We start from the raw sequence: 24,924 nt of genomic DNA, 5'->3' as shown, positions 1-24,924 counted from the left end.
ATGAGAGGATCATGCGGACTTAAGGCTGAAAAACAGCACTAAGAAGTGGCATCCTGCTGAAAGTGCCGCCGTAACGCTGTTTTTCACTCTTACAGCAAGGTGATTGGAGGAAATGAGAGGATCATGGAGTAAATGAAGGGATCACGCGGACTTAAATCGTGAGCAGCGCGGACACGCTGCTCACGATTTACCCTTGCGTGTCATCTCCGCAAGGGTAACCCACTGCTCGTCGGTGACCTCGAGCAGGTCGTTGAACTGCCCGGCGCCTTGCAGCCATTCGCCGCCGTCGATCGTGATCACTTCGCCGTTAATATAGGCGGCGAAGTCCGAAATTAGATAAGCCGCGAGGTTCGCGAGCTCATCTTTCTCGCCGACCCGGCCCAGCGGCACGCGGTTCAGAAGCTTCTCCGACAGCTCGGGTGTCGGAGCCAATCGGCTCCACGCGCCGTCGGTCGGGAAGAGCCCTGGCGCGATGGCCACCTGGCGAATGCCGTACCGCGCCCACTCGACCGCCAACGAGCGCGTCAGGGCCAGCACGCCGGCTTTGGCCGCAGCCGACGGGACGACGAAACCCGAGCCAGTCGAGGCGTAAGAGGTGACGATGTTCAGCATCGTACCGCCGCGCCCTTGCTCGATCCATCTTTTGCCCACTTCCAGGGTTGTATAGAACGTGCCGTGGAGGACGATATTCAGCACCGCATCAACTGCCCGCGGAGACAGATTCTCCGTCGGGCTGGCGAAATTGCCGGCCGCGTTATTGATCAGTACATCAATGCGGCCATAGTGATCTTCTACCGCGGCTACCATGTCGGCCACCTGCTGCGCATCGCGCACATCGCAGCTATGGTAGAAAACTTCCTTGCCGTCATGCCCCATTTCAGCGGCCGCTTTGACCAGAACCTCTTCACGACGGCTCGTAATCGCCAATTTGGCGCCAAGCGTCAGGAATTTCTCTCCCATCGCCCGGCCAAGTCCGGTGCCTCCGCCCGTAATGAGAATGACCTTATCCTTCAGTAAGCTCTCGTCGAACATCAAGAACGCACGCCCTTCATCGGTTATTTGGTTCGAACGCTGCTTCGAACAGTTCAATTCGGCTCGCTAAATCTAGCGGCAGCGGGGTGCTTTTTTGAGTATGGGCATCGATGTACACACCTGTACTCGTGGCGAAGCTCACGACCTGTTGGGTATCTCTTTGGACAATCGCATAGTGAGTCTCAATCGATGATCTCCCGAGTCGGTGTACCTTCATATAGATATCCAGGGTATCGTTGAAATGCGCTTGCGACTTATACTCGACGGACTGACTGACGAGAAAGAAGGTTTTATCAACCGCCTCACCGGCTGTATCGGCAAAAAATAAACCTAACCCATTCATATACTCACAACGCGCTTGCTCCATATAAATAACGGATGAAACATGACTCAAATGTCCATTCGCATCGGTCTCGCAAAACCGAACCTTCGTCGGTGAATAAAAGCGAAAGCCTGCTAATTCAGGATTGGTCATAACGATTCTAGTCTCCTGTAAAATAAGTTTGATACTGCTCACGCAGCTCGCGTTTCATAAATTTGCCGACGGAGGATCGCGGGATTTCCTGAAGGAAAATAACGTCGTCAGGAATCCACCATTTGGCGAATTTGGGCGTCAAAAAATGCAGTAAATCGGCTTTGTCGCCCGCTTGCAATGCGAAGTCTTTCAGGACGACGAAGGCAAGTGGACGCTCACCCCATTTGGGATGGGGGACGCCAATCACGCAGGCCTCGAATACATTCGGATGGGCCATCAAAGTGTTTTCCAAGTCAAGGGAGGAGATCCATTCACCGCCGCTCTTCACTAGATCCTTAGCTCTGTCAACCAGTTTGACAAAGCCTTCCTGGTCAATGACCGCGATATCTCCGCTATGAAACCAGCCGTCATGGAACGATTCTTGTGTGCGCTCATCTTGGTAATAAGCAGTAGCGACCCAAGGGCCTCGCAGCAGAATTTCACCCATTTCATGTCCATCCCAGGCGACTTCGCCGCGAGGGCCGACGATTTTCATTTCCAGGCCAGGCACTAGCAAGCCTTGTGTGGCTCTGGTAGTGTACTGTTCATCGTAAGAGGCAGCATCTTGATAGCTTTTGAGTCTGGCGACGGTGACCAGCGGACACGTTTCCGTCATGCCATAGGCATGATAGAAAGGTATCCCGAGCCGCTGTTCGTAGCTTTCTATCAGACTTCTCGGGGCGGCAGACCCTCCGCAAACGACGGCTCGCAGGGTGGAGAGATCCGCTTGTTTGGCTTCTTGCGCTTTCAGCGCCGCCGTCCACACGGTGGGTACTCCGGCTGCAATCGTAACCTGTTCATCGGCCATCAGGCCAAGCAGAATACCCGGTGTGGGCGCTGGTCCCGGCAGCACCTGCTTGCTGCCGAACCAGACAGATGCGAAGGGGAGTCCCCACGCATTCACATGAAACATCGGCACAATGGGCATGACCGTATCCCGTTCGGATAAACCGAGTGTATCGGCAAGGCCGATGGACAAAGAATGCAGGTAGATGCCGCGATGCGAGTACACCACACCCTTAGGTTTGCCTGTCGTAGCCGAGGTATAACACAAACCAGCGGGAGCGCTTTCATGTATGTCGTCGCTAAACATGTATTGCGGATCTCCATCATTTAATATGTTCTCATATCCATAGACGGGCTGTAAAGAAGTAGGCGGCAATTCCTGACGATCAGTCATAATGATATAGCCTTCGATGGTTGTAAGTTGATCTTGAATCTTCTCGATAACCGGGAGCAGGGTCTCATCAACGAAAAGAAAGCGGTCTTGGGCATGGTTCAAAATGTACACAATATGCTCGAGGGGGAGACGAATATTGACGGTATGCAGCACAGCGCCCATGCAAGGGATTGCAAAATAGGCCTCTAAGTGCCAATGATGATTCCAAGCGAACGTGGCTATTCGATCACCGGGCTTAACGCCAAGTCCTTGCAAAGCACTGGATAGCTGCCGTGTACGTCTGCCGAAATCAGCGTATGTATAGCGAGAGATGCCGGAGTTAGTGCGGGAAACGACCTCTTTTTTGCCAAACAGTGATTGGGAACGGTCGAAGAGTGCGCGCAGTGTTAACGGATAATTTTCCATGTGGAAACACCTCCGGAAATAGTCTGAGTCTACTGTAATATATCAACGGCAGAGACAGGATATGTCCATTTAACGAGCAAATACCAAGAAAAAACCGACTCTGGCTGGCACAAGTCAATCATGCAGCTGGAATCGGTTGAAATTCGAATTAAGCGTTCAAAATAAATTTCTCGATGACATGGCCCACACCGTTATCATTATTGCTTTTGGTGACGTAATTCGCGAGTGCCTTAAGCTCTGGCAAAGCATTATCCATCGCTACGCCAAGCCCAGCGACTTCAAGCATTTCACGATCATTCCAGGCATCTCCGAGAGCGATGACTTCTTCTAAGGAGCAGCCGATATGCGCGGCGAGGAAGGTAATCGCATGCCCTTTGGTCCCTTCTTTGTGCATGAATTCCAAATAGTGCGGCTTGGATTTCGTGATATGCATCTGGTCCCCGAGCAGAGGAAGCAGCTCTTCGCGAATTTGATCGCAAACCTCAGGCGTATCCACGATCAGCAGTTTTGGCTGCGGAATATCGATCCATTGGCGGAGATCCCCGATAATGTACGGCGTTTTGGAAAGACGAACATAGTTTTTGATTTTATCATTATCTTCACCTGCATAAAGCTGGTCGCCATGGTAAAGCTGGAGATGAAGGTTTCTCTTTTCGCAAAAGTCGAGCAAGAAGCGGGCGCTTTCCACGGGAACTGTGCGCTCGTAGAGCACTTCTTCATCTAATAGATTTTTGATTAAGGCGCCTTGGTACGTAATGATCGGGACGTTGAGGCCGATTTGGTTGGCAATTCGGGCCGCAGACGGGAAGCTTCTTCCCGTAGCAATGGTCACCATGACACCCTTGGCAACCGCTTGATGCATGGCATCGATCGTTTCTTGGGCAATGGTCAAATCATCGCGAAGCAAAGTATCATCTAAATCAGCAGCAACTAACTTGTAAGTCATCTGTTTCTCTCCGATCCGGGTAAGTAGTCTATGTGAAAAATTCTGCTATAAGCATACCCGAATCATGACGGAATTGCTAGCATAAAGCGTAGCCAGAATTAGGCTTAAGGAGGCTTACATACGATGGCATCACCTTATACGGGCGGCTGTCCGTTCATTCGTTGCGGAGAACGAGCTTTCACCATTAAGTGTGAAGGAAGCTTTGAAAGTTATGCAGCGGAAAGAAGCGCAGGAGATGTAGTTAGCACCTGAGCGAGCGTAGAATTTAAAAGTACCTAGCCGCAGCCCCAGGCTAAGGTTTTTTTATTTCGCCCGAAACGTTACATAATCTAACACATATAATAATAAAATAGAATATATGACATATATATTGACATATAAGTGACATTGGTTTAAAGTTAGTGAAATTCTTTGAAATGAGTTGCCACAGTTGGCCTCGATTTTATCCAATCTAAAAAGAAGGGAATGATAGAAGATGGCACACAATCGGACGCTTGAACTGTTATCGCGACTGCCCAAAGTTGATCTTCACTTGCACTTGGATGGGAGTGTGAAGCCGGAAACGATCTTGGAGCTCGCTCTGCAACAAGGCATCGATCTTCCCGTTTACCATAAAGAAGGCTTAATTCCCCATATGCGTGTAGGTAATGAATGCGGCAGTCTCATTGAATATTTGAGCAAATTCCATTTCACGACGAAATTCATGCAATCTGGCGAAGCGCTGGAGCGGATTGCCTATGAGGTCGCCCAGCAATCGGCGGCACATAATTGCAAGTATGTAGAGGTTCGTTTTGCCCCGCAACTGCATCGGAATAACGGTTTGACGGTGGAGGAAACGATACATCATGTTGTGGAGGGGATGAAGCGAGGGCAGCGGGATTATGGCGTGAAGGGCGGCGTCATTGTTATTTGCATGAGGAATCATTCCAGTAAAAGCAATCTAGAAGTCATCGAGGGGGCAGCTCAATTTGTCGGGAAAGGCGTGGTTGCCGTCGATTTGGCTGGAGATGAGGCAACGTATCCACCAGAGTTTTTCCGGGAAGTGTTTGCAGAATCCACAAGGCTGGGCATCCCTGTCACGATTCATGCAGGAGAAGCTGCTGGAGCGGTCAATGTGTATGAAGCAGTCACGAATCTGGGGGCAACCCGCATCGGGCATGGTGTGAGATTGAAGGAGAACAGGACGATTCTGGACATGGTCAAAGAACGACGCATCCCCTTGGAAATGTGCCCGATCAGCAACATCCAAACGAAAGCCGTTCCTGGTTGGGAGGCTTATCCGATTCGTGAATATTTGGACGAAGGACTGCTCGTCACGATTAATACGGATAATCCGAGCGTTTCGGGAACAGATATTACGAACGAATACCGCGTGTTAGCGGACCGGTTTGGCTTTACGACACCGGAGCTTGTGAAGCTCATTATGAATGGCGTTGACGCGGCTTTTCTGGATGCGGACGATAAATTATCGCTGCGGCGTGAGATGGAAGACGAGATTAGATGTTTGGGTGTAAGCATGTGATGAATGATGAAGTGTAGAGCTGATTTCTGGGTACATACTACTCGGAGACAGCTTTTTTTAAATTAAGGGCTTGATATAGGGTAGGGGGGTATGCTATATTGGAGTTGTGAGGAGGTTATGGATATGGAACATCAGGATAAGGCGGAAGGCCATGAGGCGAGCTGCCACTCCGGCAGTGACCGCAAAAGTCATCATTCCGATAAGACCAAAAGCAATTTGGTTACACGACTTAATCGCATCGAAGGGCAAATCCGCGGTGTGAAAGGTTTGATTGAGAAGGATACGTATTGCGACGATGTGTTGAATCAGATCGCTGCGATTCAATCAGCATTGAACGGCGTTGGCAAGCTGCTTCTTGAACATCATCTTAACAGTTGCGTGATCGAACGGATTCAAGAAGGTGATAATGAGGTTATTAAGGAACTCATGATTACCGTGAATAAATTAATGAAATAATAAGGGAGAGATCCAATATGCAAAGCGTTACATTGAAAGTAGAAGGTATGTCCTGTGGTCATTGTGTGAATTCCGTCGAAGGCGCGGTCAAGAAACTAGGTGCTGCGGGTAAAGTGGATTTGAGCGCTGGCTCTGTAACTGTAGAATTCGATGAATCGAAAGTTTCTGTGGACACGATTAAGGAAGCGATTGAAGAGCAAGGCTATGACGTCGCGAAATAAGAGGTTGAGCCGCTTCCTTGCGGCTTTTTCTATGCAATACCTATTTTTTTTGAAAGAAATATACCCCATGGGGGTATTCGGGCTGGAGGGTGGACATGGACAAACAAGGTGAACAGCAACAAACGAGTCTGCAAATCACAGGGATGACCTGCGCGGCGTGTGCGAATAGAATCGAAAAAGGATTAAAGAAAATGGATGGCGTTGCAGAAGCTAATGTTAACTTTGCGCTGGAGAAGGCTTCTGTCACCTTTGATCCATCTCAAGTAAATGTGGCTGATCTCGAAGGCAAGATTCAAGCTTTGGGGTATGACACGGTTAAGGACACTGCGGATTTCACGATCGTCGGCATGACTTGCGCAGCTTGCGCTACGCGGATTGAAAAAGGGTTGAACAAGCTGCCAGGCATTAGCAAAGCTGTGGTTAATCTTGCGCTAGAAACAGCGCATGTTGAGTATAGCGCCGCCGAGGTTTCAACCCGTGAGATGGTTAATAAAGTAGCGCAATTGGGCTACAAAGCCATCCCCAAGGAGGAAGCTGCCGGCGATCACAAGCAGCAGGAGATTCGCCATAAGAAAATGCAGCTTGCTGTGTCTGCGGTGCTCTCGTTTCCGCTGTTATGGGCAATGGTCAGCCACTTTTCATTTACATCATGGATTTATCTGCCTGAGTTTCTGATGAATCCTTGGGTGCAGCTAGTGCTAGCTACGCCAGTTCAGTTCATCATAGGCCGACAATTTTACGTATCAGCTTACAAAGCACTTCGCAACAAAAGCGCGAATATGGATGTGCTTGTCTCTCTCGGGACGTCAGCGGCTTACTTTTATAGCTTGGTGTTGACACTGCAATGGGCAGGTTCAACGGATGTTCATCGCCATGCGCCAGATATGTACTACGAAACTAGCGCGATCTTGATTACTTTGATTATTTTAGGGAAATTATTTGAAATTTTGGCCAAAGGCCGTACGTCGGAAGCCATCCAGAAATTGATGGGGCTTCAAGCCAAAACAGCTTTGGTTATCCGTGATGGCGAGGAAATATCGATACCGGTGGAAGAGGTGCTGATTGGCGACCTTGTGCTTGTGAAACCTGGTGAGAAAATTCCTGTTGACGGTGAAGTCGCAGAGGGATTTTCGGCGGTGGATGAGTCGATGCTCACAGGAGAAAGCCTACCGGTTGAGAAAAAAGCGGGTGATGCGTTGATCGGTTCGACCGTGAACAAAAACGGCAGCTTGAAGATGAAAGCGACACGTGTCGGCAAAGACACAGCGCTCGCTCACATCATTCGAGTTGTCGAAGAAGCGCAAGGTTCCAAAGCGCCGATTCAGCGGATCGCTGATGTGATATCGGGTATTTTTGTCCCTATTGTTGTGGGGCTGGCTGTTGTGACTTTTATGATTTGGTTTATTTGGGCGGCTCCTGGTGAATTTGCAACAGCCTTAGAGAAGGCCATTGCTGTTCTAGTGATTGCTTGTCCGTGTGCGCTGGGACTGGCAACCCCGACTTCTATTATGGCGGGATCGGGCCGCGCGGCGGAGCTTGGTATCCTGTTCAAGGGTGGCGAGCATTTGGAAGCTATGCAGAAAGTGCAAACGATCGTGCTGGATAAAACAGGCACAGTGACCAAGGGCAAACCGGAACTGACCGATGTTCGTATGGAGGCGGCCATGGATGAGGCGGGCGTTCTTCGTCTAATCGGCTCAGCGGAAAAACAATCAGAGCATCCGCTAGCTGAAGCGATTGTTGCGGGGATCATTGCCAAAGGGATCGAGCTGACCGCTGCCGAGCAGTTCGAGGCAATTCCTGGTTACGGGATTCGAGCGGTTGTCGCAGGCCGCGAGGTTCTGATAGGAACTCGCAAGCTGTTGCAGCGTGAAGCCATTGATTATGGCAAAGCGTCAGCCGTGATGGAAAGACTGGAGTCCGACGGCAAAACAGCGATGCTTGTCGCGGTCGATCAACGCTATGCCGGTTTGGTTGCCGTAGCGGATACGATCAAGGACTCATCCAAAGAGGCCATCTCTCAGTTGAAGCATATGGGGATCAAGGTCATCATGATGACTGGCGATAATGAGCGCACGGCACAAGCGATAGCTCAACAAGTCGGCATTGATCATGTGCTCGCAGAAGTTCTTCCCGAAGGTAAGGCGGAAGAAGTGAGAAAGCTTCAAATCCAAGGCGTAACCGTGGCTATGGTTGGCGACGGCATCAATGATGCCCCGGCTTTAGCGACGGCTGACGTGGGCTTGGCGATAGGCACGGGAACGGATATTGCAATGGAAGCGGCAGATGTGACACTCATGCGCGGGGAACTGACAAGTATCGCGGACGCGATTGTCATGAGCCGTAAAACGATGACCAATATTAAACAAAACTTATTCTGGGCGCTCGGGTACAATGCGCTTGGAATCCCAATTGCAGCTCTAGGCCTGTTGGCGCCTTGGGTAGCAGGGGCGGCTATGGCACTTAGTTCGGTATCCGTTGTGTTGAATGCGTTGCGACTGCAAAGAGTGAAACTATAATCTCTTTTCTTATTGAAAATCATTCTCAATTGACGTAAGATGATCCTATCAGGGAAGAGATGGGGTGGTCGTGTATCGAACAGGGAGCAAATTTGGAGCATGACGATTTTCGTGATTTCTATTATCAATATTTGGGAATGGTAGATGTATTGAACGTCAGCGATTCCTCCATGGACAGGATCGATATGTTAGATGACTACGGCGCAGGTACCGTTATTCGAACGAAGCTGCGGCCAGGTATCGAGCTGATTGTTGCAGACTGCCGTTTTTACCAGTCGCAGACGCTCCGTTTCCAATCCGATGTTCCGATGATTGAACTCAGCTTCTGGTTAAACGGAGCAAGTGAAATCAATCTGTCAGGACACCATTTGCATATACAGAACAACCAGTGTCAGCTTGCTTTCATACGGAATTTGGAGGCGGAGATGTGTTATGACGCCAAGGAACCTATGTTAGCCTGTGAGATTAGAATAGCAGAGTCTGTCTTCCGAGAGTTGGTAGATGCGTTTGGCGGCGACGTGAATTTGGATATGAACAAGCTGCTCGGTTCTCAAGCTGTTCGGATCTTCCAGCAGGCGATTCCGCCAGCCGAGGAGCAGCTTGTGCGTCAGATGTTGACATGCCCCGTGGCGCCGCCTTTGCGTAAAATGTACCTGGAAGGGAAAGCGCTGGAACTGCTAGCCATTTATATGCAGCGGTTACTGTTTGACGTCGACAGTTCGACTCCGGGCAGAGGCAGGGGGTTGCGAAGAACCGATCTGGATAAGATACGCGAGGCGGCGAATATACTGGCATGCCGGATGGAACAGCCGCCCTCGCTTCTGGAATTATCCCGTCTGACCGGGATCAGTGATTTTAAGCTGAAAGCGGGATTCAAGGAGTTGTTCGGTACGACAGTATTTGGTTATTTGCGCAACAAAAGAATGGAACGGGCCGTGTTTCTGCTAGAAACGGAGCGGACCAACGTCTATGAAGCAGCTATAGCGGTCGGTTATTCCAATCCTGGACATTTTGCCGCCTTATTTCGCGAGACATATGGGATTAATCCGGGACAATGGCCCAAGAAGGCTGGATTTCCGGGAAACTCGCTCAAACTCCCGTTACATGAGGGAGGTGCGGAATCAAGATGACAGATTTTCATCAAAACTTTAATCTTTTTTTCGATGGGCTTGAGATGTCTCGACAACATCAGAATCGTTCCGAACAGCTGAAGCTTCATTCCCATATGGGCGAGGGGGGAATTCGCCGCTTTGTACCCAGGCCGGATATTGAGGTTGTGATTTCGGACTTTACCTTCCATCGCAATCGGAAGCTTCTCTTTGGCACACAAACAGCGATGGTTGAGCTTAATTATTGCTTGCAAGGGAAGCGAGAGATTCATGTCGATGGAGCCCACTACGAATATGTTCCGGGAAGCTGCTCGCTCCAGTTTATGAATGAAGTGGATGTTGAATTTCAATTTACCGGGAATCATCCTTATCTGATGCTGGGTATAGGTATTCCTGTCTCAACGTTTCATCATTATATGGAGGAGGTTGGGGGCACGAGATCCTTCGACTTTTTTCAAATTATGGGTCAACGCTCATTCCAAATGTTTCAGGAGGCGATTGATCCAGCAGTCTCTGTTATCCTTCAGCGAGTTTTGCAAAGCACCCAATCTAGTGGCACCAAGAATATCGAAATGGAATGCCGAATACTGGAGCTCATTTCCAGCACTTTTCAGTCCTTCCTGATTGATGGAGAGCCATCTCATACTAAACTGCCTAAACGTGATTGGCACAAAATTCGGGAAGCAAGAGACATCATATTGGAACGAATGACAGATCCCCCCACGCTGATTGAATTGTCCAGGATGATTGGTTTGAACGATTGCAAGCTGAAAAAAGGATTTAAAGAGTTGTATGGGACTACGGTGTTCGGGTACTTGCGGGATAAGCGGCTAGAGAAGGCTTACCAGTTGCTGCAGCAGGGAATGTTGAATGTGACGGAAACTTCCTGCGAAGTAGGTTACTCCAATTGCAGCTATTTCTCTGAGGTGTTCCGTGACAAATATGGCGTGAACCCGGGAGAATTTATTCGTCATTCTGCCGCTAGGCGCGATTCAAACAATCATATTGAATTCCTGTAGACTGCTCTCCTTGAGAGCAGTTTTTTTGTCTCGGATATCCTTATAACCAGTCCAATAGTCCGGCTGCTGGTAGAAGCTCATCTTGGATGCGTAGTACCATGGATAGGAAAGGAGAGGGTATGACTTGAAATATAGACTTGTTATTATGTTTCTAATTGTCTTGGGCGGGATGATATCCATAGCTGCTTTCAATCCTATCATTGGTCCACTTTCACGTAATCTGGGACTGAGTGATGTTCAATCCGGAAGCTTAGTATCGATTGCAGGCTTATGCTGGCTCCTTGGCGGATACTTCTGGGAAAAGCAAACGTTCATGAGCCGCAAAACGCGGTTAGCTTCCATTATAATTATCTATGTGGCGACGCTGATTATTTTTGCGCGGTTAGCTGACTACTCAACACAGGCTAGCAGCTCAACCAGCTTGTTTTGGAGTTTCTTCTTGCTGCGGGCGATCGCTGGTTTTTTCTTTGGCGGCATTCCTGCGCTAGCCCAAGCCTACATCATGGGCTGGACAACAGAGGAAACGCGGACCCGAGGCATGGCCCTGTTCGGTGCTGCCAATGGATTAGGTTTCGTGTTAGGACCTGCGATGAGCGGCGGCATGGTGGCACTCGGTCTTACAGCTCCGATGTACGCGGCTGCTCTCCTGCTTTTTCTGCTTGCGATCCTTTTTCTAGTTGCGATTCCAAAAGAACAGGAAAAGGCCATAGAGCGTCAGGCCAATGCACTGTCACCTAATGATGGACGGATTCGCCTCTATTTGTGGATCGGACTGGTGCTATCGTTTGCCTTAAATATCGTTCAGGTAACGATTGGATTCTATGTGCAAGATAGATTGGGATACAGTGCCAAGCAAGCTACTCAGTTAATTGGGCTTGGGCTTGCTATTTCCGGTGTTGTGGTCGTACTTTCGCAAATTGTCATAAGTAAATATCTCAAATGGCCATACAAGAGGATTATCATCATTGGACTCACTTTTGTCGCTTTAGGATTGGTGGGGCTTTTAACGGTTATCCGTTTCGCTTACTTGGATTTTGCTGTGCTCGGAATTGGAATCGGATTTACTTTGCTTGGATATAGTGCCGGAGCCTCTGCAGCCGTTCAAAATCATGAACAAAGAAGCGTTGCTGCTTTCATTGCCGCTTTGCAGGGTGGAGGATCATGCTTAGGACCTATCGCAGGCACGGCTTTATATACGGCTAATTCGGCATTTCCTTACTCCTTTTGTGTGCTCTTGATTGGCATCTCCAGCTTTTTTGTTCTGAGGAAAAGGATAACTGCGCCAGTAAAGGCTTTTCAGGAGATGGACTGTTAAGCAATACAATGAAGGGGCCCTGCATTTTGCGGGGCCTCTTTTGTTACCACAATAATATGTTTTTGGGTTAGGGGGGAGGGTGAAGAAAGTATGGGAGTGATCCAGTAGGAGTTACCTTACTGCCTCGCGCGGAGGGAACTACAGTACGCGATTCCAGTAAAAAGTGTCATTATTGCGAAGTTGAGGGAACTACAGTCCGCTATTCTAGCCAAAAGTAACCATATCGCGGGGGTGAGGGAACTCCAGTCCGCTATTTTGTTGTTTCAAGGCAAATTCAGCGTTTTTCGTGGAAATAAGACCCTGTAGTTCCGCTAATACCATAGCATCCCTGCTATTTGCCTATATAGCGTCCTCTAGTTCCCTTAACAGGTTTTGTCGCTACTAAGAGGCCATCTCTCAGGGCGGCGAAGCTGTTTTCTCGTATTTCAGCATTTATCTAGAAGGAACATATTCGGATTTAATGACATTTGTTCGCTAAAATGCGGAAATGTTACGCGATTTGCGATTTACGGTCCTTGAAAGCAGGTGATAATCTAGGTTGGAGAGAGCGAGGGAGGATTTAGAATGAGAACTTTCACAAAAAATAGCGCTTTACTGCTTATGACATTACCTGGTTTGCTTCTATTGATTGCGTTCCATTACTTGCCCATTGGCGGCATACTGATCGCGTTCAAAAATTTCCGTTATTCGGGGGGAAGCTTCTTCACGAACTTCCAAAATAGCCCGTGGGTCGGCTTCAAAAACTTCGAGTTTTTTTTGAAAGCGCCGGATGCATTCCTTATAACACGCAATACCGTCGTCTACAATTTGATATTTATTGCATTGGGTTCTCTAATTGCCCTATTTCTTGCAATCGCTTTAAATGAGATCAGAAATAGACGGCTAGCCAAAGTGTATCAGACGACGATCTTGCTGCCCTATTTTCTATCATGGATTGCGGTCAGCTACCTGTTCTACGGATTTCTTAGCGTCGATAAAGGGATCATCAACCAATTGATTTTGCAGCCGCTTGGCATAGATGCCGTGCAGTGGTACAGCGACACCAAGTATTGGCCTTATATCCTTGTCTTCACGAATATATGGAAATATGCCGGTTATAATTGTATCGTCTATTTGGCGTCGATTACGGGGATAGCTCATGAATATTACGAAGCTGCTGCACTTGATGGCGCGTCCAAATGGCAACAAATTCGCCATATTACGATTCCATCCATCTCCACAGTCATAACGTTACTCGTGCTGTTAGGAATCGGACGAATGTTCTTTGCAGATTTTGGTTTATTCTATCAGGTTCCCATGAATTCCGGTGCCCTGTTTGACGTCACCAATGTAATCGACACTTACGTTTTCCGGGCATTGATGAATAGTGGGGATATCGGAATGTCTTCAGCCGCAAGCACGTTCCAAGCGTTCGTAGGATTTATATTCGTTCTTTTATCGAACTACGTGGTTCGAAAAATAGATAAAGATAAAGCCATTTTCTAAGGGGGGAGATAGATGAAATCTGCCATAAAAATCAATTCCATATCGACTACGGCCAACTTGATTATTCACGCGTTGTTTATCCTAATGGCTTTGACTTGCTTAGTTCCGCTGCTCCTGGTGGTAGTGGTTTCCATAACCGACGAACAATCCGTTGTTATTGACGGATACAGGTTCTGGCCTCAGCAATTTTCATTGGAGGCTTACAAGTACCTTTTGCAGGAAGGTAAAACCATTATTCAAGCTTATAGCGTAACAATCTTCGTAACCGTAGTAGGAACGATATTGAGCCTGCTCGTTATCTCATCGTTTGCGTATCCATTGTCTAGAAAGGATTTTGCTTATCGCAAGCTATTTACCTTTCTGGTGGTATTTACTCTGTTATTCTCAGGTGGCATGGTCTCCTGGTATATGGTGACGACGCAACTCTTTCAACTCAAGAATAATGTGTGGGCATTGATCGTTCCGTATCTATTTAATGGATGGTATGTAATGATCATGAGGACCTATTTCATGACATCGATTCCTGACGGGATTGTTGAATCAGCGAAAATCGATGGAGCCGGTGAATATCGAATCTTCTTTTCGATTGTGTTACGGCTGTCCTTGCCAGGCTTAGCGACGATCGGTCTGTTCAGTTCCATTGTATATTGGAACGATTGGTGGCTGCCCCTTATGTTAGTTCAAGATGACAAGATATTGAATATTCAATATTTGTTATATAAAGCGCAGAGTACAGCGGACTTCCTATCCTCTGTGAGTGGACAGAATTATGGAACCGTTATGCAGATTTCGCCACCTTCGCTTACGGTTCGCATGGCTCTTGCCGTGGTCGGAATAGGCCCGATTGTGCTCGCTTATCCGTTTTTCCAAAAGTATTTTGTCCAGGGCTTGACAGTAGGCGCAATTAAAGGCTAAATCCAATCATATTGGTTAGCATAGATACTCACAAATTGGGAGGTTATCAAGATGGCAAAGGGGAAAAAGCAGGTGCAAGCGTTGACAGTGGGGATGTTGTCACTGTCTATCGTATTAGCAGGCTGCAGCAGCAACAGCAACAGCAATCAGGCAAGTGTTACCAATACGCCAAGTCCGAGTGCCAAAGGTGCTCAAGCGGAGTTAGCGCCGTATCAAATCGACTGGTATATCATTGGCACAGCACCTCAACCGGATAATGAACTGGTAGAAGCCGAAATTAATAAGATTACGCAACCAGCAATCAATGCTACTGTCAAGATGCATGTTATTCCTTTCGGGGATTATGACAACAAGATGACAGCGTCGCTGGCAACAGGAGAGAAAGTAGATCTCATGTTTACCTCCAATGGGAATATGAACTACAATACGATGGTAGGGAAAGGGGCATTCGTCGATCTGACGGATAAGCTCGATAAATTAGCGCCTGATGCGAAAAAGCTGTTGTCGGAAGGTTTCTTGCAGGCCAGCTCGATTAAGGGACGAAATTACACATTGGCTGCGTATAAGGAGAAAGGCTCCTGGCTTGGCCTCATAGCTAGTAAAAATTTGATGGAAAAGTATAAAATCAATATTTCTCAGATGAAAAGCATAGAAGATATGGAACCAGCTCTGAAAATCATCAAAGAGAATGAACCAGGAATTACGCCATTTCTAGCTACCATGACAACCCGAGCTCCTAATTTTAATAATCGGGATTTCTGGAATGTATCGCCGATTCAATCGCTTATGTTGAAAAAGGACGGAAGCGGCTATACACTGGAAGTGGATGAGCCGGGATACATGAATACGTTGAAAACGATGAATAAATATTACAAAGCGGGATACATTCCGGCAGACGCGCCTGTTAAGAAGATTACGAATGATGATAAAGCCAAGTCGGCCTTTATGCTTTCTCAATTGAAGCCGTATGTTGATGTTCAAGTGGGGAATGCCATCGGAATACCGATGGTGTACCAGAACTTCGGTAAACCAATTACAACAACCAACGATTTGGTCGGCTCTATGATGGCAATTCCTACGAATTCCAAAAATCCAGACCGCGTATTGATGTTTTATAATATGATGTATGCCAATGAGAAGCTGATCAATTTGGTAGGGCGGGGAATCGAAAACAAGCATTATGTCAAAAAAGGCGATAAGCGGATCGACTATGCACCAGATACGGATAATGGGAAAAAGTCAGGATACAAGCCCAATACGACTTGGGCGTATGGTAACCAATTCCAGACCTATTTGATGCCTGGCGAACCGGACGATATCTGGGCGCAATTCAAGAAATTCAATGACGAATCAGAAATTGTTCCGGATTTGGGCTTTAACTTTGACAGTTCGACTTTAACGTCAGAGGTCGCAGCCATCAAAAACGTGGAAAGCGAGTTTAGGCCTATCTTGGAAACCGGTTCGGTCGATCCGGAAGCTTACGTGCCTAAATTCAAGGAAAAGCTGAAAGCGGCAGGCATTGATAAAGTGCTTCAGGAAATGAATAAGCAATATGAGAGCTGGAAAGCTTCAAGTAAAAAATAAATAGGGTTGTTGACAGGGGGAGAAGTAATGAAAGTTCGGTCTCGCATGCTGGAAAGTCGTTACTTCTCCAGCCTGTTCGTTTATTTATCGACTTTAATGGCGGTCGTTGTGCTCGCTGTATCTTTTATTTTGTATCTCCAGTTTGTGAAGATCGAACAGAGAAAAATCTATACGTTTTCCGAGGAATCGTTGTCGCAGATCAGTTCGGCGGCGGATTCTGTGCTGGAGAATGCCAAAATGGCCATAGCCCAAATTCTGCTCGATAAGGATATGTCCAAAATTTTTTATCCAGCAGCGACCGATCCCGTCGATATGAAAAACATCACGGATAGGCTCAATCTGATTGCCTCAATGCCGTTCCTCCACTCTGTCTATCTGTACAATGGCAAGCTGGATGTTTATTATATCAGCAATTACGGCTTGCAAAAAAAGTCCAATGTCGATGATCAGGAAATTGTGGATATTATCAAGGATTTTAAACCAGCTATGAATTTGAAACCGATTACACGTACCATCAAAAGGCAATCCAACTTCGTCGGAATCGAATACAATGTGTATACCTTTATTTATTATGAAGCAACGGGCTCGGAAGAAGGAAGCGCTATCGTCTTGAATGTCTCTGATTCCTGGATGAAGAAGGTCATTGAAGGCATGGATAAGAACCGCAATGGAAGCATCATCATGATGGATTCGCAAGGAGTTATGTTTAGCAGCATCTATAAGGACAGTATGCTAAGTGCCTTATCGGATCAAGAATTCGTACAGGATATTTTGCATTCCAAAGAAAAGTCGGGACATTTCATCGGGAAAGTGGATGGCGTCAAGTCTTTAATCACGTTCGCCTCATCGGATTCCCTTGATTGGAAATTCGTCCGGTATACGCCTTATGAGGTTGTTGTTAAGGATGTCAATACGATGAGAACGAGAACGCTGGGAATTTGCCTGTTGCTGATCGTTGTAGGCTTTGCGTTATCTTATTTATCTTCCAAGAGATTGAACCGCCCAATGACCGCTATGCTGAAGAGGGTAGGGATACAAGATCAAGCCTTAAGAGAAAATTCCTACAAATTGAAGCAGGATTTCTTAAGACAATGGATGTTATCGGATGGTCAAGTTTCTAAGCCTATTCTGATAAAGCAATTGGAACATTTCGAGATTAGTTTGGATACCCATCGTCCCATTGTGATCCTCCTTTTGAAGATCGATCACTTCAAAGAATTTTCTATGCAGTATAGCTTCAAGGACAGAGGCTTGTTCCGATTTGGAGTTATGAATATTGCTTCGGAGATTCTATCCGGTTATATGTCTTGCGAAGCGGTAGATCTCGGAGATGATCACGTGGTCTTCATGATGAATGAAAGTAGAGGTGTAGATCTCGACAAACTGATTCCGGACATTCAACAGGCGATCAATAAGCATCTGAAAATGTCGGTTACGGCCGCTGTCAGTCGACTCGGTTTAGACATTTGGGATTGCCGTCAATGTTATACGGATGCTCTTGATGCCTCTCAGTTCCGGGTCTTTTACGGGTGGGGCTCGCTCATTCACGCGGAGCTCACGGCTGAAAGAAACTGTCGAACGTTCCGCTACCCGATCCAACAGGAGGAACAGTTGACGGATGCTTTAATGTCAGGTCGGATGGAAGATGTGAAGAATCTTTGCTCTTTGATTCTGGAGTCGACGGAAGGGTATGCGTACAAAGATCTTCAACTGACCGTATTCCGCTTATTTTTTGCCATTAATATGGTCGTAGATACGCTCGAAAAGGCGTCTGGATATGGATTCTCTATCAATTTTGGTGAAGTGTTTGCAGAGTTATCTGAATTAGAGCGGCTCTCGGATATTCAGAACCAATTTCTAGAGTTGTTCCAACGTATTGAGGAGAAGCTGGGCGAGCGAAAAAACACCAGATATGATGAATTGATGCGGAGAATACGCGGTATCATTGAATTGCAGTATATGAAAGATGATTTAAGCATTGATAGTATCGCCGATATTTTGAATATGTCTTCCGTTTATTTGGGCAGGTTGATCAAGAAATATACATCCAAGACCATTAACGACTACATTATTGAAGTCAGAATCGAGAAATCAACGGAAATGCTAGCCTCTACGAATAAGACGATTACGGAAATATCCAAGGATACGGGCTTTGCCAGTATGAGCTATTTTGGCAGAGTGTTCAAAAAAATACAAGGGATTACGCCAAACGAGTATAGACAAAAAATGAGGGATACGTCCCATACGAACGGAAATGAAAGTTGATGTAGAGGTGAAACAAATAAGGAGGGATTAATAATGTTAAAAATGATTAAATTAGTAAACTTACATAAACGTATTCTTAGTTTGTATGTAGTTCTTTTGCTCGTTTGCATGTCGCCGATGTCGGCCTTTGCTGCTGTACCATCACTTCCCGGACCGTCGAATCCATTGAACTATGATGATTTTGCAGGAGGCGGTACCTTCAAGTCGGTTTGGGCCAATTGGTATAACCAGAGTGGAGGTACGGGCACCTTTGCGAAGACGACGATTGACAGTCGGACTGTCGGGAAATTCACGCAGACGCCAGCTTCGAGCTCGTCATGGGCCAAGTTTGAACCTCAGCATGACAATGGTAATTTTGTCGGCTATCGCTATGTAACGCTGGAAATGAAAAATTCCGGATATGCCAACAGCCGAATACGATTCGAAATTTCCGATGATACAGGAAAAACCTACGATCTATCCAGTGGATTCATAACGGTTCCAACGGATTGGACCACCTTCAATTTTGACATGAATCAATTTCCGAAGCTTAACAAGAAAAGTGTTCATATCGCGATATGGCTGAGCCAAACGGGTGGACAGTATGGAGAAATGTTAGTCGACAATATCAGAGCTACTTCCGTTCAAAGCGGCACAGCACCAACGATTACGGGGACCAGTCTGAACGCAAGCTCTGGAGACGAGAACACACGGTTTACCTTCAAGGCAACTTATACCGATGTGGATAACGAGAAGCCGTTAGCGATGCAAGTCGTTATAGATGATAAGACCTATGAGATGGACGAAGTAGATCGAGGGGATTTCACCTATACAGATGGTAAAGCCTATTCATTCTCGACGAAACTGGCAGCCGGCAATCATACGTATTATTTCCGCACAGGTGAAGGTACATCAGATCCGGTTGCAACGACAAGTCAAAGTATAGCAGTCGGCAGTGTAGCTCAAACCGTCGATGTTAATGACAGTGTTGTTGGAACCGTTTACAATCAGTTTCAATATGCAGGAAGCGGCTGGATATACGATACTGCTCCGGCGGGAAGCTACCAGTTGGATAACCATTATTCCTCAAATGCGAACGATACGGCCTCGTTTCCTTTTATCGGAACCTTGGTGAACGTTTATGGTGCAAAGGACCCTGCTGGCGGCATTGCGGCGATCTCTATGGACGGGGGAACGGAGCTGAATGTTGACACGTATGCTTCCACCAGACAGGAGAATGTACTGCTGTACACGAGTCCACAGCTGTCTAAAGGGATTCATACCGTAAAAGTTAGGGTCACCGGACAAAAGCAAGCGAGCTCGACAGGAACCCGCATCTCTGTTGATCGGGTGCGTGCGACGCTCTATGTCGGGAGCTTGATCGACAGTATCAATGTTTCTCAAGGGGGATACAGCTCAGGGGATTACAAGTATGCCACGGTTACTGCTACGGATTCCTTGAGTGATACCACCTATCAGGTCTTGAACGGTGCCAACGTAGTTGCTTCCGGGATCATGAAGGATGAGGGGAAGACGTGGGGGAAACGGGTATATGCCATTGATTTTTCATCGGTGGCTCAGACGGGGACGAATTTCACGATCAGAACGAATGGCGTTTCTTCTTACGTCTTTCCCATTCAGGCAAACATGTGGAACTCTTATAAGGATGAAATGACGGCCTTCTACAGGCTGCAGCGCACGAACGATACAACCAAAGCTTATCCGGCCGGCTACAGTGATATAGCGCCATCCACGAAGATATTTCACCCGGATTCATTCCTGGATGATGCCTACAATTATAATACAGGTGTCCGTTATGACCTGTCAGGAGGCTGGTTTGATGCTGGCGACTATGGCAAGTACGGCGGAAACCAATGGGTACAAGGCGAAATCGCGTTGTCCTATGCCAGACATGCGAATTCGGCCTTGGTTAACTATGATAATGATGCCAATGGCATTCCTGATTTGATTGACGAGGCCAAATATGGCAGCGAAAATTTAATCAAATTTGCTAATCAATTCGGCGGAGCTATGTATAGTATCAAACATACGGCAGGATTTGTGCATCCTGAGAAAGTGACGGATAATATCGTCGGTACGCAAGATGATCCCTATTTTGTACCCATTGTCCAGGTAGGGGGTTCTGGGAAAGCAGCCGGCTCTCTGGCAGCAACGGCGCGCGCCATCAACCTAGCTTTGGCAGGCGGTAAAATTGCTGCAGCCAAAATAGCGGAAATGCAGTCATTTGCCACGGCATGCGCCAATGCTGCCGTTACTTTCTATAACTATACCGTAGCGAATCAGTATGGATCACAGGGATCTTATGAAACGATTGGCGGTATTCCGAATACCTTGCTATGGGCGGAAGTAGAACTATACCTGCTGACGAATGATGCTGCCTACAAAAATAGCGCGCAATCGCGAATTGCACCGCTCACCGAGAAAGATATCAAATCGACAAACTATTGGGATTTGCGGCCGATGACATTGGCGGAGTTTTATCCAGTTGCCGATGCGGCAACACAGGTACAAATCCAGAGTCTGCTTAAGAAACAAATGGAATATTTCGTATCTTCGATGGACGATACACCCTATGGGGTACTGAACGAATTTAGCAATTTCGGCGTCAATGAACCGTTGGCATCTTATATTGGCGATGCGATCAGGTACAATGAGCTTTTCCCAGATCCGACCGTCATGCGCGCTGCTTTGAAGGGACTGTATTGGATATTCGGCAATAATCCGTGGAACATGAGCTGGGTTTCGGGCATAGGTACAGATTACGTGGACTTCTTGCATACGCATCTGGATGAGGATTCCTACGATCTGAATAATAAAGGGGTCGTGATCCCGGGAGCGATGGCATCCGGGCCTAACATGAAGGATACGAAGGATCCAGCAAGTGTAAGCCCGTGGTATATGGACAGAGGTCTATACGCAGACGATATGAGCCAATGGCGATATAATGAATTCAGTATTAGCATTGTAGCCGGACTATTTTATTCGATTATGGCCCTTTCGGATACGCACGGAGCTTCAATTGGGGGGACAGAGCCGATCAAGCTGCCGATTACTTCCCCGCAAACCGGAGATTTCGTGACGGGGGATGTGACTATTTTTGCCCAGCCATCTGCGGCCTTGAGCGCGGTGGAATCCAATGTAGCTGGCAGTGTCTATGCACCTATGACCGTCACGAATGGGATTTATTCGGATATTTATCACGCAGGTGGCGATGCCCCCTATACCAATAAGCGAATTTATGTAAGAGGCACCGATGCGCTCGGAAACTTCACTTACAGCGCTGCTCATTTCACCGTTGCCGCTCCATTGCCGGATCCTGCGCATCCGCTCCTGTATGACGACTTTGGCGACATGGGAACCTGGGGGAAATCCAAACAGGGGTGGGCTAACTGGTACAATCAGAATGGAGGCACAGCCACCTACAAACAAGACTTAGTGGATGGACGAACGGTTGGTCGATTTGCACATACGCCAGCCTCATCCACATCACAGGCGAAATTTGAACCGTGGAAAGATACAGTGGACTTATCTGGCTATAAATATATCAACTTCGTGATGAAAAATCCTGGTTATCCGAACAGTCAAGTCAATATAACCGGTCTCAGTCCTGGTTGGATAACCGTTCCGAACACCTGGACAACGATCACTTATGATTTGGATCAAAATACGAAATTAGATAAAAAAGCGGTTCATCTGGAGCTGTTCCTCAAGCAGACAACCGGCGTTTACGGCGAATTGCTGATCGATGAAATCTATGCCTCCAATCAAGTCAGCGGCACAGCGCCTACGATTACCGGAGCTGGCTTGAATGCAGCGGCAGGCGATGAGGCCACCTGGTTTACCTATCAAGCTACTTATACCGATGCAGAGAATCAGAAGCCATTCCGGATGCAGCTTATTATCGATGGTGTAATTAAAGATATGCAGGAGTTAGACGTAAACGATACAACTTATACGGATGGCAAGACCTATACGTTCACTACCAAGCTGCCGGCGGGAACGCATTCCTACTACTTCCGTACAACCGATACAACAACGAATGTCGTAAGTACGGCTTTGCAGACAGGGCCAACGGTACAACCGGGAACGAATACGAAATATGAGGCAGAAAATGCTGTTCTTTCCGGAGGAGCTGCTGTGAAGAGCAATCATACCGGATATTCCGGAAGTGGGTTTGTTGCGGGCTACGGTGCCGCAGGAGCGGGAACCACGTTCACTGTCAATGCGAATTTATCCGGCTATCATGAGGTTACCTTGCGATTTGCCAATAGCAACCCAACGGCAAGGACGCTTAGTATTTATGTGAATGGAGTTAAAATAAAACAGACCAGTCTTCCGAATATAGGCAATTGGGAGACATGGGGCAATAAGATGGAAGTATTGCTGCTTAATGCCGGCACCAACACGATCGCTTATCAATTTGATTCAGGTGACAGCGGAAGTGTCAATCTTGACTATGTGATTGTTAATTAGCCTCCAGTAGGCACCAAACGCTTGCGTTCCCGCTGTTCGTTCAGAAGCATTGCCATGTACGTTTGAATGGAACGCGATTCTTCCGTTGCGAAAGCTGGATAGGCCAGGTTTCTCACTTCAAGCGGATCGTTCGTTACATTGTAAAGCTCATATTCCTCGGGAACAGGCTCGGTTTTCACTGTCATGCTGCAGTGAGTCGAGTCTGTTCCTTTCACCGTTTCAAGTGTCACATCACGCTTCCCCGGTTGGCTCCAGAATTGAGGGTTGTCAAAATAACGCGTGTATTTCCACAACGCTTTATTCTGATGTCTAGTTAGATAGACAAGAATAGTTTCGATGTGATTCGGCTGGATAACAGACGGATAAGGAACTCCTAAAGGATTAACCTGATGTTGGCCACGGGTCACATCGTCATCCGTCATAAAGTAGATCGGCTCATCCATAGGATCAATCTCTTCAGGGAAGCCCAGAATAGAGGCAGAAAGATCCCGTCCGATTAAAGGACGGACTTCACTGAACCGCTGTTTCAAGCGATTTTGGATCTCTCCCGCATCGGCATGAGCGAGTCCCAACAGTGTCGGCAGCAGATCAACATGGCTTGTCAGTTTATCGATGTTTTCATGTTGTGTGAACAAGTGGGGATTATGAATGATAAGCGGCACATGCAGCATCTCTTCGTAAGCGCAATACCATTTTTGATGCAGATCCCCATGAGAACCAAGCAAATCGCCATGATCCGAGGTGAAGATGACAATCGTTTGCTCATAAAAGGAAGAATTCATCAGGCTGTCCAGCACCTTGTTCGCTTGCTCATCGGCATTTTTTTGCAGTTGGTAGTATAACTGACGATAGTGAGGTTGATTCCAAATGGGCTGGAGCGCTCGCGGGTAGGTATCTCGATAGCTGGCTTGGCAGCGCGGTTTGGTACTCAGATCCTCAGACTGGGTAGGAGGGGGACTCACTTGCGGCATAGGTTCTACGGCGAAATTGAACAATGGATTGTGGGCTGTCAAAGCGCCGTATAACACAATATCATGAGGGTTCAAAAAGGATGAAACGATCAACCAAGGCTGTTCATCCCCTTGGGTCTGTTTCCTATGATCAAGCGACTCGATGAGTTCAACCACTTCTTCTGCATAGACGACGTCCCGGCCGCTTACACCGCTGGAAGCGGAAGAAGCGGAATTTCTAGGGTTTTTCCCGTGTGGCTCAGGTCCGACCCAATCCGCAAATCCGTAATTGCCAAGGGGATTAGCCTGCATATATAAGTCGGATTTCCTCACATCAGGGACGCCGTTTGCAGGGTTATAACTCGTTAAGCTTTGGTGCGTGCCTGGCGTGACGATGTCCGCATGCGAAATATGCCATTTACCTTTATAGAAGGTACGATAGCCTGCTTCCTGAAAATAATCGCCCATCGTGGGCACGGTGTTTTGGTTTAGCCAAAACATATCCGAGTCGAAGGCATCTTTGGCAATGCCATTCGTCTGGCTGACACCATGCAGGGACGGATATTGCCCCGTAAATAGGGTGGCTCGGCTGGGACAGCAAGCAGCGCTGCCGATGTAGTGACGATGAAATTCAAGACCCTTGGATCTTAAACGCTCGTGTGCAGCAAAGTTGTTTTTGCGCCATACGTGGGTGTCATGGCTTTCATAAGGAGGCGGATAGCGTTCTTCATCGACGAGTATGACAAGAATATTAGGTTTCTGAGGAATTGGCTTTTTACTCATAGTTGATCACTCCGTTGCTCGTTTTTAGAATATATGAGGGGGAGTTTTCCTACATGCCTTCGTTCGAGAGGAGAACAGCACTTCGTTAGATCATAATAGAGGCTGCTCGCTAGGTAATGAACCTAATGAGTCAGCCTCTTTCTTGTGTTTAACCGCAATTGGCTGATTTTAACCGTACAGTGGCGGACATTCTCTTGTGGAAATGATAATCTTTCTCATAAGAAAGATGAT

18 protein-coding genes are annotated in these 24,924 nt (G+C 47.3%); 13 read left to right on the top strand and 5 right to left on the bottom strand.

The features are described from left to right. Positions 1 to 180: 180 nt before the first annotated feature. The 4 genes from IEY34_RS30895 to IEY34_RS30880 form a co-directional block, all read right to left on the bottom strand. On the bottom strand, positions 181 to 1,032 hold the full coding sequence (locus tag IEY34_RS30895; protein ID WP_189019313.1) for an SDR family oxidoreductase: 852 nt from the start codon (positions 1,030 to 1,032) through the stop codon (positions 181 to 183). A 16-nt stretch (positions 1,033 to 1,048) separates the two neighbouring features. Next, positions 1,049 to 1,507 (bottom strand): acyl-CoA thioesterase, encoded by a 459-nt coding sequence (locus IEY34_RS30890; RefSeq protein ID WP_189019306.1) that lies wholly within the window; start codon positions 1,505 to 1,507, stop codon positions 1,049 to 1,051. 7 nt (positions 1,508 to 1,514) lie between these two features. Beyond that, complete coding sequence (locus IEY34_RS30885) at positions 1,515 to 3,131, bottom strand: long-chain fatty acid--CoA ligase (protein WP_189019304.1); 1,617 nt, start codon at positions 3,129 to 3,131, stop codon at positions 1,515 to 1,517. Between the two features lie 148 nt (positions 3,132 to 3,279). Continuing rightward, positions 3,280 to 4,077, bottom strand: a complete 798-nt coding sequence (locus IEY34_RS30880; protein WP_189019302.1) for an HAD family hydrolase — start codon at positions 4,075 to 4,077, stop codon at positions 3,280 to 3,282. Positions 4,078 to 4,200: 123 nt separating this feature from the next. Between IEY34_RS30880 and IEY34_RS37420 the strand changes: the two genes are divergently transcribed. From IEY34_RS37420 to IEY34_RS30820, 13 genes are all read left to right on the top strand, one after another. Next, entirely contained in the window at positions 4,201 to 4,329 is a 129-nt protein-coding gene (locus tag IEY34_RS37420; protein ID WP_268240203.1) for a hypothetical protein, read from the top strand. Between the two features lie 223 nt (positions 4,330 to 4,552). Then, complete coding sequence (gene add / locus IEY34_RS30875) at positions 4,553 to 5,599, top strand: adenosine deaminase (RefSeq protein WP_189019300.1); 1,047 nt, start codon at positions 4,553 to 4,555, stop codon at positions 5,597 to 5,599. A 123-nt stretch (positions 5,600 to 5,722) separates the two neighbouring features. Next, positions 5,723 to 6,055, top strand: a complete 333-nt coding sequence (locus tag IEY34_RS30870; RefSeq protein ID WP_189019298.1) for a metal-sensitive transcriptional regulator — start codon at positions 5,723 to 5,725, stop codon at positions 6,053 to 6,055. A 17-nt stretch (positions 6,056 to 6,072) separates the two neighbouring features. Next, a complete protein-coding gene (copZ, locus tag IEY34_RS30865) occupies positions 6,073 to 6,276 on the top strand; it encodes a copper chaperone CopZ (RefSeq protein ID WP_189019296.1) in 204 nt (67 codons plus the stop codon). A 95-nt stretch (positions 6,277 to 6,371) separates the two neighbouring features. Then, positions 6,372 to 8,795 (top strand): heavy metal translocating P-type ATPase, encoded by a 2,424-nt coding sequence (locus tag IEY34_RS30860; protein WP_189019294.1) that lies wholly within the window; start codon positions 6,372 to 6,374, stop codon positions 8,793 to 8,795. Between the two features lie 92 nt (positions 8,796 to 8,887). After that, entirely contained in the window at positions 8,888 to 9,925 is a 1,038-nt protein-coding gene (locus IEY34_RS30855; RefSeq protein ID WP_189019292.1) for a helix-turn-helix transcriptional regulator, read from the top strand. Beyond that, complete coding sequence (locus tag IEY34_RS30850; RefSeq protein WP_189019290.1) at positions 9,922 to 10,923, top strand: AraC family transcriptional regulator; 1,002 nt, start codon at positions 9,922 to 9,924, stop codon at positions 10,921 to 10,923. The genes IEY34_RS30855 and IEY34_RS30850 overlap by 4 nt, the downstream gene beginning before the upstream one ends. Before the next feature lie 124 nt (positions 10,924 to 11,047). Beyond that, positions 11,048 to 12,238 carry an MFS transporter gene (locus tag IEY34_RS30845; RefSeq protein ID WP_229757917.1) on the top strand — a complete coding sequence of 397 codons (1,191 nt, stop codon included), beginning with the start codon at positions 11,048 to 11,050 and terminating at the stop codon, positions 12,236 to 12,238. A gap of 564 nt (positions 12,239 to 12,802) precedes the next feature. Beyond that, entirely contained in the window at positions 12,803 to 13,723 is a 921-nt protein-coding gene (locus IEY34_RS30840; RefSeq protein WP_189019289.1) for an ABC transporter permease, read from the top strand. Positions 13,724 to 13,735: 12 nt separating this feature from the next. Continuing rightward, positions 13,736 to 14,638, top strand: a complete 903-nt coding sequence (locus IEY34_RS30835) for a carbohydrate ABC transporter permease (protein WP_189019287.1) — start codon at positions 13,736 to 13,738, stop codon at positions 14,636 to 14,638. Between the two features lie 51 nt (positions 14,639 to 14,689). Next, positions 14,690 to 16,222 carry an ABC transporter substrate-binding protein gene (locus IEY34_RS30830; RefSeq protein ID WP_189019285.1) on the top strand — a complete coding sequence of 511 codons (1,533 nt, stop codon included), beginning with the start codon at positions 14,690 to 14,692 and terminating at the stop codon, positions 16,220 to 16,222. 27 nt (positions 16,223 to 16,249) lie between these two features. Further along, positions 16,250 to 18,487, top strand: coding sequence for an AraC family transcriptional regulator (locus tag IEY34_RS30825; RefSeq protein ID WP_189019283.1), 2,238 nt, complete (start codon positions 16,250 to 16,252; stop codon positions 18,485 to 18,487). A gap of 33 nt (positions 18,488 to 18,520) precedes the next feature. Then, positions 18,521 to 22,960 carry a glycoside hydrolase family 9 protein gene (locus IEY34_RS30820; protein WP_189019281.1) on the top strand — a complete coding sequence of 1,480 codons (4,440 nt, stop codon included), beginning with the start codon at positions 18,521 to 18,523 and terminating at the stop codon, positions 22,958 to 22,960. Here IEY34_RS30820 and IEY34_RS30815 read toward each other — a convergent pair. Continuing rightward, the gene (locus IEY34_RS30815) at positions 22,957 to 24,693 is read right to left on the bottom strand and encodes a sulfatase family protein (RefSeq protein ID WP_189019279.1); all 1,737 of its coding nucleotides are present in this window, start codon (positions 24,691 to 24,693) and stop codon (positions 22,957 to 22,959) included. The two genes, IEY34_RS30820 and IEY34_RS30815, sit on opposite strands and share 4 nt — an antisense overlap. Between the last annotated feature and the right edge of the window lie 231 nt (positions 24,694 to 24,924).

Origin of the sequence: Paenibacillus marchantiophytorum (assembly GCF_014640555.1) — a bacterium.
Taxonomy (GTDB): domain Bacteria; phylum Bacillota; class Bacilli; order Paenibacillales; family NBRC-103111; genus Paenibacillus_E; species Paenibacillus_E marchantiophytorum.
The sequence above is the reverse complement of the archived record's forward strand: the minus strand, read 5'-3'. Positions and strand labels throughout refer to the sequence as shown.

Excerpts from the sequence above, each read along its gene's own strand:
- IEY34_RS30895 (WP_189019313.1), bottom strand. The coding sequence starts at position 1,032 with ATGTTCGACGAGAGCTTACTGAAGGATAAGGTCATTCTCATTACGGGC.
- IEY34_RS30890 (WP_189019306.1), bottom strand. The coding sequence starts at position 1,507 with ATGACCAATCCTGAATTAGCAGGCTTTCGCTTTTATTCACCGACGAAG.
- IEY34_RS30885 (WP_189019304.1), bottom strand. The coding sequence starts at position 3,131 with ATGGAAAATTATCCGTTAACACTGCGCGCACTCTTCGACCGTTCCCAA.
- IEY34_RS30880 (WP_189019302.1), bottom strand. The coding sequence starts at position 4,077 with ATGACTTACAAGTTAGTTGCTGCTGATTTAGATGATACTTTGCTTCGC.
- IEY34_RS37420 (WP_268240203.1), top strand. The coding sequence starts at position 4,201 with ATGGCATCACCTTATACGGGCGGCTGTCCGTTCATTCGTTGCGGAGAA.
- add (WP_189019300.1), top strand. The coding sequence starts at position 4,553 with ATGGCACACAATCGGACGCTTGAACTGTTATCGCGACTGCCCAAAGTT.
- IEY34_RS30870 (WP_189019298.1), top strand. The coding sequence starts at position 5,723 with ATGGAACATCAGGATAAGGCGGAAGGCCATGAGGCGAGCTGCCACTCC.
- copZ (WP_189019296.1), top strand. The coding sequence starts at position 6,073 with ATGCAAAGCGTTACATTGAAAGTAGAAGGTATGTCCTGTGGTCATTGT.
- IEY34_RS30860 (WP_189019294.1), top strand. The coding sequence starts at position 6,372 with ATGGACAAACAAGGTGAACAGCAACAAACGAGTCTGCAAATCACAGGG.
- IEY34_RS30850 (WP_189019290.1), top strand. The coding sequence starts at position 9,922 with ATGACAGATTTTCATCAAAACTTTAATCTTTTTTTCGATGGGCTTGAG.
- IEY34_RS30840 (WP_189019289.1), top strand. The coding sequence starts at position 12,803 with ATGAGAACTTTCACAAAAAATAGCGCTTTACTGCTTATGACATTACCT.
- IEY34_RS30835 (WP_189019287.1), top strand. The coding sequence starts at position 13,736 with ATGAAATCTGCCATAAAAATCAATTCCATATCGACTACGGCCAACTTG.
- IEY34_RS30830 (WP_189019285.1), top strand. The coding sequence starts at position 14,690 with ATGGCAAAGGGGAAAAAGCAGGTGCAAGCGTTGACAGTGGGGATGTTG.
- IEY34_RS30825 (WP_189019283.1), top strand. The coding sequence starts at position 16,250 with ATGAAAGTTCGGTCTCGCATGCTGGAAAGTCGTTACTTCTCCAGCCTG.
- IEY34_RS30820 (WP_189019281.1), top strand. The coding sequence starts at position 18,521 with ATGTTAAAAATGATTAAATTAGTAAACTTACATAAACGTATTCTTAGT.
- IEY34_RS30815 (WP_189019279.1), bottom strand. The coding sequence starts at position 24,693 with ATGAGTAAAAAGCCAATTCCTCAGAAACCTAATATTCTTGTCATACTC.